Genomic DNA, 12,422 nt, shown 5'->3' on the forward strand with positions numbered 1-12,422 from the left:
GCCCACCAAACAGAAGGCCCGGCATTCGCCGGGCCTTCTGCATCGCACTGCGGGTCGATCAACCCGAGATCGCCAGGCGCTCCTGGCGGTAACGCCACACCGCGATCCCCCACAACACCAGCGCCAGGCCCAGCGAGGCCAGCAGGTACACCCCCCACTGCGTGGCCGACGGCATCTCGCCACGGGTCACCTTCACCAGCATCTGGTTCTGCGACAGGAACGGCACCGCGTACTGCCACAGCTGGGTGTCCTTCAGCGGATAGGCCATCAGCGCGTAGCCCGGCAGCATCGGCAGCATCATCAGCCAGGCGATGTGACTCTGTGCTTCCTTCATGCTCTTGGCGCTGGCCGCCAGGCAGGTCAGCAGCGCGGTGCCGATCACCACCAGCGGCAGCAGGATGGTCAGCAGCTTGCCCATCGCCGCGAAGCTCACGTCCAGCGACGTGGCCGCGCCGGTGCCCATGCTGGCACTGAGCTTGAAGGAGAGCAGGATCAGCAGCATCGACACCAGCCCGACCGTGACCGCGGCCAGCATCTTGCCGCTGACCAGCGCGCCACGCGCCGCCGGCGTCGCCAGCAGGGGCTCCAGCGACTGCCGCTCGCGTTCGCCGGCGGTGGTGTCCATCGCCAGGTGCGAGCCACCGATGAAGGCCGACAGCATCAGCACCAGCGGCAACACGATCGACAGGAAGATGCCACGCTTGGCCTCGGCCGTGGCCAGGTCACGCGTGCCGACGTTGACCGGCGCGGCCACCTTCGGATCCACGCCGCGCGCCAACAGCCGCAACGCACCCACCGACTGGCTGTACTCGCCCAGCGTGGTCTTCAGCCGCATCACCTGCACGTCGCTGGTACGGCGCGTGGTGTCGGCCAGCACGTCGACCTTGGCCGGCTTGCCGGCATGCCAGTCCTCGGCGAAGTCCGGATCGATGATCAGCGCCACATCGTCCTTCTGCGCGCGGATGCGGGCCTCGATGTCCTTCGGCGCCTCGGTGGCGTTGATGCCGCGGCTGGCCAGGAAGGCCACCAGGTTCGGCGCCTGCGCCATGCCGACCACCGGCAGGGCCAGGTCCTTGTCCAGCTGGTTCTCGGTGCGCAGGCTGGTCAGCTTGCTCATGCCCAGGAACATCAGCGGGTACAGCAGCGGTGCGGTCAGCAGGGTGAGCAGGAAGGTGCGGCGGTCACGGGCGAAGTCGCGCAGCTCCTTGCGCATCACCGTGATCATGCAGCCCAGGAATCCGGTCCGGTTCATGCGTGCAGGCCCTCCTCGCTGCCGATCAGCTTGACGAAGGCATCCTCCAGGTTGGCCTCGTGCGCATGCTCGCGCAGCTCGTCCGGGGTGCCCTGCGCCGCCACCCGGCCATGGGCAATGACGACGATGCGGTCACACAGCGCCGCCACCTCCTGCATGATGTGGCTGGAGAAGATCACGCAGCGCCCCTCTTCGCGCAGCTCCTTGAGGAAACCGCGCAGGCCGCGGGTGGTCATCACGTCCAGGCCGTTGGTCGGCTCGTCGAGGATCACGTTGCGCGGGTCGTGGATCAGCGCGCGGGCAATGGCGGTCTTGGTCCGCTGGCCCTGGCTGAAGCCCTCGGTGGCGCGGTCCAGGAAGTCCTCCATCTGCAGCGCGGCGGCCAGCCGCGCGGTGCGCGCGGCGATGTCGGTGGCCGACATGCCGTGCAGCTCGCCGAAATAGTCGATGTTCTCGCGTGCGGTCAGGCGCTTGTACACGCCGCGCGCATCGGGCAGCACGCCCAGGTTGCGGCGCACCGTGTCCGGGTCCACCGCCGGGTCCACGCCATCGACCAGCACGCGGCCGCTCTCCGGCGTCATCAGGGTGTAGAGCATGCGCAGCGTGGTGGTCTTGCCGGCGCCGTTGGGGCCGAGCAGGCCGGTGATCTCGCCATCGCGCGCGGTGAAGCCCACCTCGTCCACGGCGATCACCGGGCTCTTGTCCTTGCCCCTGCCGGGGAAGGTCTTGCGGAGTCGTTCTGCAACGATCATGTAAGCGGATTCCTCAGTGATGCGTCGAGATCACGGTTCCCAGCCATTGAAGCTGGTGAACGGTGGCACGTAGTTGATCTTGTCCAGGCAGCTCGCATCCAGCGCGCGCGCATCGGCCTTGTCCATGAACTCGGTGAACAGCTTGGGCATGCAGCCGGCACCGATCACGTTGTGGCCCTGCCCGCGCAGCACGAACAGGCGGCCATTGGGCAGGTGCTTGACCACTTCCTCGCCATAGCGCGGCGGCGTGACCGGGTCGAACTCGCCTTCCAGCACCAGCGCCGGCACCTGCGTGGCCAGCGGTGCGTGGAAGTCCGCCGGGGCCTTGCCCTTGGGCCACACCGCGCACATCGCGGCCAGGCCTTCGGCCATGCGGTTGCCGAGCACGGTGTGCTCGTCGCCGGCGGTGGCGACCATGCTGTCGGCATCCTCGCTGCAGACCACCGACAGCTGCATGCCCATGGCCATGCTCTGGCTCATGTCCGACTGCAGCATCTGCGCCAATGCCATCAGGTTCTCGTAACGGCCGGCGCTGGCTTCGTGGATCAGCTTGGGCAGCAGCGCGCCGGCGGCCGGCATGTAGGCGTACATGCGCACCAGCCCGGCGACCAGGTCGGCGTTCAACTCACCCTGTTTCTGCTCACCGGTGGCCGCATCGCGGTAGGTGACGCTGACCGGTTGCGCGCGCAGGCGTGCCAGCAGCGCGTCCAGCTCGGCGCGCGGGTCGCCCAGGGCATCCTTGCACGAGGGCGTGAGGGTGCACTGGGCGAACTGCTTGGCCAGCGCATCGTCCAGGTTGCGCGCGAAGATGTTGCCCAGCGGCTGGCTGTTGGGCACCACCGAGTCGAGCACGATGCTGCGCGTCTGCTGCGGGTGGCGCATGGCGTACTGCTGGGCCACGCGGGTGCCGTAGCTGACGCCGATCAGGTTGATCTGCTCGGCGCCGATGGCCTTGCGCACGTCCTCCAGGTCGGCGACCGCGTCGGTGGTGGTGTAGTGGCGCAGGTCGGCCTTCTGCGAGAGCGTGCGCGCACAGGCGGCCGCATGCGCGCCCATGGCCGCGGCCGACACGTCGGTGCCTTCGCTGTCGGTGCAGGCCAGCAGGTTGGAGTCGCCGGTGCCGCGCTGGTCGACCAGGATCACGTTGCGCTGCTCGCGCACCTTGGTGAAGGCCGGGTCCAGCATCGGGTAGCTGTCCACCGCCGACTGGCCGGGGCCGCCGGCCAGGAACAACACCGGGTCGGGCTTGAAGTTGCCTTCCTTCTCCGGTGCCAGCCAGGCGATGTTGAGGGCGATCCGGCGGCCCTGCGGGTTGGCCCGGTCCTCCGGGACCTGCAACGTGGCGCATTGCGCCTCCAGGCTGGCGCGGCCGAACGTCGAGTCCAGGCTGCACGGCTTGAACGCCAGTGACCCCAGCACCATGCCCTTGGCGGGAGCGGCATCGGGTGGGGAGGCACTGCATCCCAGCAGGCCGCCGGCGACGGCCATGCCCAGGACAGTGGTACGGATGGTGCGGGACATCATCGGAACAGCCCCTCTCGGTTGAAAGCGTGGATTTGGACCTGCTGCATCACCAGACGCAGCATGGCCGGCTATGTGACATCAGGGAAGAAGATCCCCTCGATCTTCTGCTCGAACACGCGGGCGATGCGGAACGCCAGGGGCAGGCTGGGGTCATACTTGCCGGTCTCCAGCGCATTGACCGTCTGCCGCGACACCTCCAGGCGTTCGGCCAGTTCCCCCTGCGACCAGCCCCTGGCTTCGCGCAGTTCGCGCAGACGGTTCTCCATCCCGGCCTCAGTGGTAGCGCCGTGCGACCACGGCCTTGGCCAGGCCGTAGGACAGGCAGACCAGCGGGAACACCCAGATCATCGCCACGTTGGACGGCACGTCGATGACCTTGGCCGACTGCAGGAAGCCCCCGGTCAGGTAGACCAGCGACACGAACGCGGTGGCGGCGCTGACCGCTTCCAGTTCGATGCGCTGCTGCATTTCATCGACGTCGCGGATGTAGCGGACCATCGCGCGCAGCACCAGCACGATCGGCGGTACCGGCAGCAGAGCGATCAACGCGCGCAGCCCGGCGCCTTCGGCGCCACGCAGCAGGTACATCGACAGGCACAGCAGCACCACGTAGCCGAGCATGGCCACGACCACTTCACGGGTGTAGCGACGGCGCAGGGTCGGGGTGGCGGCATCGCAGCCGGCCGGCATCAACCGGCGCAGCACGCCGGCGATCAACAGGCCCAGGCCGATCCCGGCCAGCACCCCGGCCGCGCGTGCGTTGACCAGCGCCGCCAGCACCTGCTGCAGCAGCACGCCGCCCAGCAGCAGGACCGCGCCACTGCCCAGCAGCCACCATGACAACGCATGGCGGCTCATGGCCGCTGTCCCACGCGCGGGTTGGCACGGGAACGCATGGAAGTGCGTGTCTGGCGCATGATCCTGCCCTGTAAAGGATGCTTGACACATCCTGCAGTGCGGGTCCGGCCTCTGTCAAGCGTCCTTTACAAGCCCGCCAATGCGATGCGGGCCTCAGTGCGCCCGTTGTACCGCCATGCGCGCGTCGCCGCCGACCAGGCCCGACTCCAGCCCGTAACGCAGCAGGTCCAGGTCGCGCTTGAGGCCGAGCTTGAGCATGGCCGCACCCTTCTGGCTGCTGATGGTCTTCTTGCTGCGGTTGAGCCGCTCGGCGATCTCGTTGACGGTCATGCCCGATACGTACAGCCGGATCACTTCCAGCTCGCGGCCGCTCAGCGCGTGGATCTGCGCGCGACTGGTGGTGATCGAATCGGCCACCTCGGCGATGGTCGGCGACAGGTAGCGGCCATCGGCGTAGGCCACGTGCACGGCCGGCATCAGGTGGCTCATCGAGTCGGACTTGCTGAGGATGCAGGTGATGCCCAGCTTCAGCAGCGAGTGCACGATGCCCGGGTTGTCCAGCATGGTCAGCACCACGATGCGCAGTTCGGGGAAGCGCTGGCGGATCAGCCGGAACAGGAACATGCCGTCACCGTGCCGGCCACCGGGCATCGCGTAGCCGGTGATCAACACATCGCATTCCACCCGGCCAAGCAGTTCCAGCAGTTCGCTGGAATTGCGCGCGGTACCCATGATCGATGCGCCACCGGACGCTTCGATCACGTGGTGGATGCCGGCGCGGACGGCGGAATGATCGTCCGCGATGACGACCCGGAGGCTGAGTGGTTTCATGATGGCCAGAGTGATGAAGGTAGGCGGGCCGATGCACCGTGCAGGCACGCGCGGGCATCGTCGTGTGCCAGGTCCGACCCGTTGGTTGTTCCGGCACAATTTGTTAATTAAATGTATGTGCGGGCGCACAACGATGTAAGCGCCCAGGTCCGAAACCGGCCAGGCGGCCGATAGGACCGGTCTGAATTGATGCACGCAAGGCATCATCCGCCGTTCAAAGCGTGATCTTCATGCGTGCATCCTTGCAAAAGAAACTGCTTGTGCCGCGTCATCGTGGCTCACGCCATGGACATGCGGGCCGCACTCATTCCACGGCCGGGTCGACGCCGCCCGACGATGCCGGTGCGACCAGACCATTCTCCATCGCGTAACGGAACAGGTCCACGTCACGCTCCACGCCCAGCTTCTCCATCGCCTTGGCCTTCTGCGTGCTGATGGTCTTCTTGCTGCGATGCAGGCGCTCGGCGATCTCGTTGACGGTCAGCCCCGACGCGAACAACCGCACCACTTCCGCTTCGCGCTGGCTCAGCACGCCGTCCGGGTTGCGGCTGCGGCGGTTCCAGTCGACGCTGCTCACCACCCGTTCGATGCTCGGCGAGAAGTACCGGCCCTGCGTGCGCGCGGCATGGATGGCCGGCACCAGGTGGGTGATCGCATCGGACTTGCTGACGATGCATTGCACGCCCTGGGTCACCAGCGTGTGCAGCACCGCCGGGTTGTCCAGCATGGTCAGCACCACCAGCTTCACGTCCGGGAAGCGACGCCGCATCAGGCCGAACAGCGCCACGCCGTCGCCCACCTCGCCGCCAGGCATGGCGTAGTCGGAAACCACGACGTCGCACGGCACCTCGGCCAGCAGGGCCATCAGCGCCGTCGAATCACCGGCCGTCCCCACCAGTTCGATGGTCGATACCGAAGACAGTTCATGCCGCACGCCGGCGATCATCCCGGGATGATCGTCGGCCAGTACCACCCGGATCCTGAAACTGTCCACGCCACCCCCTCCAACGACCACCGCCCGCCGGCCGGTTCCGCCCTTGAAGGGTGCACCCATCGGCACACATGGGGACCATGTGCTGGGGCGATTCTATGTCAGTGGCCAGCCCGCCGCGCAAGCGCGTGCAAGCGTTGACGGGCCTGCTGCGACGTGCCGGCGCAATCCGTGGCGCGGCTCACTCGCCGCTGACGAAGTTCCACACCGGCGCGGCGTCGGCCTCGCGCAGATCGGCCACCTGCGTGACGCACTGGCCCGGCACCACCTGGATGCCCTCGCCCTTGCCGCGCGCCGGCAGGTGATACTCGACGCGGCACAGCGCGCGCGCATCATCGGCCCAGCGCACGGTCAACGTGCCAGTCTCGCGCAGGCCACGCACGAAGATGCGACCACCCTGCCCGACCACGCCGACTTCGCGGTCATCCTCGTCGATGACATTGGCGCCGAACGGCAGCACCGAACCGTCCTGGCGGCGTACTTCCAGCACCGCAGAGCGCCCGGACTCGGTGGCGAAGCGCACCTTCGCCACGGCACCGGCGCGCGGGGTGACCTGCTGGCTGTTGAGCTTCAGTTCCACGTCCGTGGACAGGCCCTTCGGGTCGATGCTGATGGTGTTCGCGCGATACGGGGTCAGGTACGGGATGACCGCGTAACCGCGCCCGTCCACCTTGACGCCGGCGGCGTTGAGCAGGCGCGCGCCCTTCGCATCGGCCACCTCGACGATGCCGAAGGTTTCCGACAGCGGCTGGGACAGCGTCCAGCCATCGGCATGGATCACCACCGCGCCGCGCGCGCCCACCGATGCCTGCGAGTGGTGGCTGCCCACCGCCATGCTGGCCTGCAGGTCGGCCTTGCCAGCGCGGTACATCAGGTTGGCATTGAGGTCGGAGGTGCTGTCGATGTCGCCGCCGCGTGCATGTGCCAGCGACAGGCCGTAGGACAGCTGGTTCTCCTCGCCCACGGTGCCGGACAGGGTGCTCTGCGCACGCGAGCGACCGCCATCGTTGTAGGACAGGTTGTTGCTCAGGGTCCGGGACCGCCCTGCGCTGCCCAGCGGCACCGTCAGGCTGGCGTAGTACTGGGTATCGGCGCGGCCATCGGCGCTGTGCTGGCGATTGGCCGAGATGCCGTAGTTCATCCGCCCCAGCGAACCGCTGTAGCCGAAGGAGTAGTTCACGTCCGAGCCGGGCCGGTTCCAGTAGTCGGACAGCGACGCGGTGGCATGCAGGCGGCCATGGCGCTCACCCAGGCGCTGCCCCATGCTCAGCGAGGCGCGGTTGCGCTGGCGCTGCGGTGCCCAGACATCGCTGTGGCGCTCGGCCTCACGTGCCTGCATCGCTTCGCCCAGGCCATAGAAGCCGCCGGTCGAGTAGCGGTACGCCGCGATCGCGACGTGGGTACCGGTGGCGGCGATGTCGCGTGCATAGCTCAGCCGGTAGCTGGCCCCACGCACCGCGTTGCCATCGGCCAGGACGGTGGAGGACTGGGTGACGTCGGCGCCTACCGCGCCGAGGCGGGTGTTCAGGGCCACGCCCACCATGCCGGCGGCATAGTCCGGCGCGGCGGTGACGCCGGCGTAGCCGGTCACGCGGTTGGACAGGCCACGCTGCCAGGTGCCCTGCGCGAACAGCGGCTCATCGCGGCCCTGGTGCTGGCGCAGCGTGCCCAGCGTGGCACTGAAACGGCTCACGCCCGGGCGCAGCGACAGCGGCACCGCGGCGAACGGCACCGAAAACACGCGCTGGCTGCCGTCGGCTTCCTGGATGGTGACCTCCAGGTCACCGCCATAACCGGTGGCGTAGAGATCATCGATCTCGAACGCACCCGGCGCCACCGTGGTCTCGTGGATCAGCGAGCCGCCTTGGCGGATCGTGATCCTGGCATTGCTGTTGGCCACGCCACGCACGGTCGGCGCGTAACCGCGACGTGATTCGGGCAGCATGCGGTCGTCGGTTTCCAGGCGCACGCCACGGAAGCCGACCGAATCGAACAGGTCACCGCTGGTGAAGGCCTCGCCGAGGGTCAGCTCGGCCGACAAGGCCGCCACCTCGCGCTTGGCATAGGTGGCCATGGCCTGGTAGTCGCGCTGGCCCTGGGTGTCGAAGCTGTAGGAGCCGTCATGGCGCAGGCGCCAGCCCCCCACGTTCAAACCGGCATTCACGCCAAGGTAGCCGCGGGTGACGGTTGCGTTGCCGCGCATCTTCTGCTGGTAGACATTGAAGCTGTAACCCAGCGAGGCGGCGTTGATGCCGGCATCCCAGTTGGAGGGATCCACGTAGCCACGTGCATGGCGCAACATGGCGACCTGCGGGATGCTCACCTCCAGGCGCTGCGCGGCGAAGTCGAAGTGCACGCGCGCATCGGCGATGACGTCCTCGATGCGCTCGCAGGCGGCCGCCACGGCCAGGCGGTCGCGGATGGCCGGGTCCAGCAGCGACAGGTCCGCGCCGAACCGGGCCAGCAGCGATTCATCGATGCAGGCCACCGCGTCGGCGCCCGCCTCGAGGCTGCGGAACGTGACGTCCGCACGCGCGACGTAATCGCCGTTGACCTGCAGGTCGGCGCGGTAGACACCGGGCAGCACCACGCTGCCCCGCTCGAAGCGGGAGATGTCAACGTTGCGGCCGCCACCGGCGACCAGGAACTCGGTGTCGAACTGGACCACCGCCGCGGCCGACATCGCCGTTTCCTGCCCCATCGCTTCCAGGCACTGCGTCGCGAGGATGGCAACGATCAGCGCCGGTAGGCGGCGGCGCACGGGGGTTGCAACGGAGCGGTGGCAAGCGGCGACAGGCAGGTTCACGGCAATCTTCCAGGTACGCACCAGGCGTCCCCATGCCGGGGCACCTGCTGATCGATTCGGGATCCGCCCAGCGGCCGCTCCGTGCCGGAAGCCGCTGGTGCGGGAAAGTGGGGGTCAGCGCGGAGCCGCCACTGGCGGCTCCTGGCTCAACGCGTGGGCGCGCTGACCGGCTGCACGCCCTGGGACGCACCGCCCCAGTCATTGATCGCGCTGTACTGCACTTCGGCGTGGGTAAGGACCGCGGCGGCCGAGGCGGCCGAGGCGGCCAGCGGAAACAGCTTGCTGCTGCCCGGCGCGACGTGGCCTCCGCCGGCATCAAGGGTACCGTTGCCGGTGCCCAGGCTGATGCTGCCGTAGTTGACGTAGTACGGCGTCGGGTTGCTGGCCTTGAGCGCGTAACCGGTGCCGTCTTCCTGCCGGCGCAGCTCCCAGCGAACCGCGGCGGGGGCGTCGGCGGCCTTGCCGGGCAGGCCGGCGGGGCGATACATCACCTTGATCCGGGTGCGCACCGCCAACTGCAGGCGGTTGGCATCGTCATTCACCTTCGGCGGTACTTCCAGCACATTGAGCCAGTACAGGCTTTCCCTGTCCCTGGGCAGGGCCGCCCCGGTGTGCAGCAGGCGCAATGCCTGGCCGTTGCCCGGGTCCAGCCGGAACATCGCCGGGGTGAGGGTGAACGGCACATTGATCGTTTCCGGCGATGCGGCGGCATCCCCCTCATCCAGCCAGGCCTGCACCAGCGCCGGCAGCTGCCCCGCGTTGTTCAGTTGAACCGTTGCTTCCTTGTCCTGGCCCGGAAAGATCACGCGGGTTCCTGCAATCACCACGCTTGCGTCGGCCTGCGAGGCAAACATGGCCAGTGCGACACTGGTGGACATCATCAATGTACGGATACCGTTGTTCATGGTCGTTTCTCCTGGGGCCGTGGGACCCGGTTGCCGCGCCGTCGTCCCGAAGGAGACGGCGCAGCGGAAATCCGTGCGTGGCGGCGATGCCGCCACGCGGTTTCGGCTTACTCGTAGGACATGGTGTAGCGGACGCGGGTCGCCACGGTGCCGGCTTCGGCAACACCGGTGGCTTCGTACTGCGCGTAGTAGTTCAGGACAGCGGAACCGCCAGCCAGGTCGACCTTCTGCGAGTTCTGGTCAACAGCGGCCTCACCCACCTTGATCAGGTCGTGGCGGTCATTGAGCAGGGCCACCTGGACGTTCTTGGCACCGCCGTCGTCGATGTTCAGACGGCCGTCCTTGGTCACATGGGCATCGGCTTCGAAGAAGGTCGAGATCTTGCCGGTATCCGGGGTGCAGCCGCTCACTTCGATCTTGAACGGGGTACGGCCGGCGACAGCGCCACCGGTGGCCAGCGAAGCAGCGGTGACGGTCGGCAGGACCACGTTGAAATCGGCATTGCCGCCATTGATGGAGCAGGTGACGGCAGTCACGGCGCCGGTGAACTCGATGGTGCCGTCGGCGGCCTGGGCGGCCGGGGCGGCGAACAGGGCGATGGCGAGGGCCGAAGCAAGGGAGAACTTGTTCATTTCAGTATTCCTGGATTGAGGGATTGGATTGCAACAAGGGCCTGACTTCCGTCCAGCGGGTCGTGCCGTGCGCCGTCTTGTCAGGGCAGGGGAAGTCTAGGGAGCAGGCTGCAGCGAGATAATCAGCGACGTCCGAATCCATGCAGCCTTCAGATAGGACTTATCTGAAACAAATGAAATCGGTTCGTTGAAGGGGTGCGCGATGCAATCGTGATGGGAATTACGCTATCGCCCGGGAGGAATCCCGATGCGCCTGCAAGCGACTCATTTCCGAAAAAAAAGCCTTCCTCGCGAACCCGAAAATTCCTACGACATCGTCTGCACTTGGCCTACCCGCTCCGGTCGGCGACGTTGCACGGATGCGATGGCGTCACGATGCCTTCTGCTGCGCCTGCACGATGCAGTGCGCTTACGTCCGCAGGGCGCCTGCCATCCGCATACCGTTGCCGGAAACAAAAAGGGCCGGCGCAAGGCCGGCCCTTTCCAACGTGCGGCGTTGCCTGTCAGGCGTTGTCGCTGCGCAGCACGTAACGCATGTAGGCGGCACGCGACATCGGCCGTGCATGCAGGTAGCCCTGGGTGACGTGGCAGCCCAGGTTGCGCACCATCGCCAGGTCTTCCTGGTCCTCGATGCCTTCGGCCACCACCGTGGCCACCAGCTGCCGGCCCATGGCGATGATGCTGGCCAGCACGCTGCGCGCATGCACGTGCTCGCGTGCCTGCATGATCATCCCGCGGTTGATCTTGATCTCGTTGAACGGCGCACGCATCAGCCGGTCCAGCGACGAATCGCCGGTGCCGAAGTCATCGATGGCGCACTGAAAACCACGCAACCGCAACTGCGCGACCACGCCGGACAGGGCCGCATTGCAGGCCGCACCACCGTCCTCGGTGATCTCGATGATCAGCTGTGACGGATCCACCCCGGCCACCTGGGCAAGGTCGGCCACGCTCTGAGCCCATTGCACCGAACAGGCGACGCTGGCCGGGACGTTCACCGCCACCACCCGGCCGGCACCGTGCCCGTCCATGGCCATGACCTCGAAGGCACTGGAGAGCATGTACTGGGTCAGGCAATCCATCATCCCGGCCCGCTCGAAAGCCGGCAGGAAGGCATGCGGCCCCAGCACCCGACCGCTCGGGTGATGCCAGCGGGCCAGGACCTCGGCGCCGCGCAGCGCGCCGGTCAGCACGTCGTGCTGGGGCTGGAAGTACGGCTTGATCTGGTGCGACAACAGCGCCCGGCGCAGTTCCTCGGCGCTGAAGCCATGCATCGACGGTTCCTCCGGCCGGGCCGCCTGCGGTGCCTGCGCGGCGCGGATGGCCTGCTCCTCCAGCAGGTCCTGCACCAGCATCGCGTCCAGCGGCTTGCGCAGCGCGGCAACCACGTTGAGGCCGCGCGCGGTGGCATGGCAGGACGCGGCGTGCAGGATGCGGCATGGATGGTTGCTCATGATCACCACCGCGGCCTTGCTGCCACGGTCGGCCAGCAGGTCGATCAGCTGCATGCCGGTGACGTCGGGCAGGTCCAGGTCCACGAACACCATGCCCCAGTCCTCACCGCGCAGCGCGTCGATACCGACGGCGCCGGCATGCACGCCCTTGACCCGGTCGGCACCGGCGCGTGCCAGCATCTTCATCACCGACGCCAGATGGAGCTCGTTGGCATCCACGACCAGCGCACTGGGGACCGGCAGGGCAACGGTGGCAGGAAGGACATTGCGGATCTGGGCGTTCATGAAGGCGTCTCCGGGCAGTGGGCGGGGTACCGTCTGTTGCGTCGGGGGACATTGTTCCAACCGCTCGTACCCGCCCATATCGGCCCAGTCTTATTCTTCTCCCCAGCAGGTAGGACATCCGCTCAGGCGTGC

General features: G+C 67.6%; 11 protein-coding genes. All 11 read right to left on the reverse strand.

Annotated elements, in window-relative coordinates:
* Window positions 1-58: 58 nt before the first annotated feature.
* The gene (locus IB227_RS08780; RefSeq protein ID WP_192287027.1) at window positions 59-1,252 is read right to left on the reverse strand and encodes an ABC transporter permease; all 1,194 of its coding nucleotides are present in this window, start codon (window positions 1,250-1,252) and stop codon (window positions 59-61) included.
* Window positions 1,249-2,004, reverse strand: coding sequence for an ATP-binding cassette domain-containing protein (locus tag IB227_RS08785; protein ID WP_192287028.1), 756 nt, complete (start codon window positions 2,002-2,004; stop codon window positions 1,249-1,251). The genes IB227_RS08780 and IB227_RS08785 overlap by 4 nt, the downstream gene beginning before the upstream one ends.
* A 30-nt stretch (window positions 2,005-2,034) precedes the next feature.
* Window positions 2,035-3,528, reverse strand: coding sequence for an alpha/beta hydrolase (locus IB227_RS08790; RefSeq protein ID WP_225591631.1), 1,494 nt, complete (start codon window positions 3,526-3,528; stop codon window positions 2,035-2,037).
* Window positions 3,529-3,596: 68 nt separating this feature from the next.
* Window positions 3,597-3,794, reverse strand: a complete 198-nt coding sequence (locus IB227_RS08795) for a helix-turn-helix transcriptional regulator (RefSeq protein ID WP_132863762.1) — start codon at window positions 3,792-3,794, stop codon at window positions 3,597-3,599.
* Between the two features lie 7 nt (window positions 3,795-3,801).
* A complete protein-coding gene (locus IB227_RS08800; protein ID WP_192287029.1) occupies window positions 3,802-4,386 on the reverse strand; it encodes a hypothetical protein in 585 nt (194 codons plus the stop codon).
* A gap of 153 nt (window positions 4,387-4,539) precedes the next feature.
* Window positions 4,540-5,217 (reverse strand): response regulator transcription factor, encoded by a 678-nt coding sequence (locus tag IB227_RS08805; RefSeq protein WP_192287030.1) that lies wholly within the window; start codon window positions 5,215-5,217, stop codon window positions 4,540-4,542.
* 304 nt (window positions 5,218-5,521) lie between these two features.
* On the reverse strand, window positions 5,522-6,211 hold the full coding sequence (locus IB227_RS08810) for a response regulator transcription factor (protein WP_318639530.1): 690 nt from the start codon (window positions 6,209-6,211) through the stop codon (window positions 5,522-5,524).
* A 178-nt stretch (window positions 6,212-6,389) separates the two neighbouring features.
* A complete protein-coding gene (locus IB227_RS08815) occupies window positions 6,390-8,969 on the reverse strand; it encodes a fimbria/pilus outer membrane usher protein (protein ID WP_192287032.1) in 2,580 nt (859 codons plus the stop codon).
* 191 nt (window positions 8,970-9,160) lie between these two features.
* Window positions 9,161-9,919, reverse strand: a complete 759-nt coding sequence (locus IB227_RS08820; RefSeq protein ID WP_225591632.1) for a fimbria/pilus periplasmic chaperone — start codon at window positions 9,917-9,919, stop codon at window positions 9,161-9,163.
* Between the two features lie 107 nt (window positions 9,920-10,026).
* Window positions 10,027-10,551 (reverse strand): fimbrial protein, encoded by a 525-nt coding sequence (locus IB227_RS08825; RefSeq protein ID WP_192287033.1) that lies wholly within the window; start codon window positions 10,549-10,551, stop codon window positions 10,027-10,029.
* Between the two features lie 503 nt (window positions 10,552-11,054).
* Window positions 11,055-12,290 (reverse strand): EAL domain-containing response regulator, encoded by a 1,236-nt coding sequence (locus IB227_RS08830; protein WP_192287034.1) that lies wholly within the window; start codon window positions 12,288-12,290, stop codon window positions 11,055-11,057.
* Between the last annotated feature and the right edge of the window lie 132 nt (window positions 12,291-12,422).

This window comes from Stenotrophomonas sp. STM01 (assembly GCF_014852135.1).
Taxonomy (GTDB): domain Bacteria; phylum Pseudomonadota; class Gammaproteobacteria; order Xanthomonadales; family Xanthomonadaceae; genus Stenotrophomonas; species Stenotrophomonas capsici.

Excerpts from the sequence above, each read along its gene's own strand:
- IB227_RS08805 (WP_192287030.1), bottom strand. The coding sequence starts at position 5,217 with ATGAAACCACTCAGCCTCCGGGTCGTCATCGCGGACGATCATTCCGCC.
- IB227_RS08790 (WP_225591631.1), bottom strand. The coding sequence starts at position 3,528 with ATGATGTCCCGCACCATCCGTACCACTGTCCTGGGCATGGCCGTCGCC.
- IB227_RS08830 (WP_192287034.1), bottom strand. The coding sequence starts at position 12,290 with ATGAACGCCCAGATCCGCAATGTCCTTCCTGCCACCGTTGCCCTGCCG.
- IB227_RS08825 (WP_192287033.1), bottom strand. The coding sequence starts at position 10,551 with ATGAACAAGTTCTCCCTTGCTTCGGCCCTCGCCATCGCCCTGTTCGCC.
- IB227_RS08785 (WP_192287028.1), bottom strand. The coding sequence starts at position 2,004 with ATGATCGTTGCAGAACGACTCCGCAAGACCTTCCCCGGCAGGGGCAAG.
- IB227_RS08780 (WP_192287027.1), bottom strand. The coding sequence starts at position 1,252 with ATGAACCGGACCGGATTCCTGGGCTGCATGATCACGGTGATGCGCAAG.
- IB227_RS08800 (WP_192287029.1), bottom strand. The coding sequence starts at position 4,386 with ATGAGCCGCCATGCGTTGTCATGGTGGCTGCTGGGCAGTGGCGCGGTC.
- IB227_RS08795 (WP_132863762.1), bottom strand. The coding sequence starts at position 3,794 with ATGGAGAACCGTCTGCGCGAACTGCGCGAAGCCAGGGGCTGGTCGCAG.
- IB227_RS08820 (WP_225591632.1), bottom strand. The coding sequence starts at position 9,919 with ATGAACAACGGTATCCGTACATTGATGATGTCCACCAGTGTCGCACTG.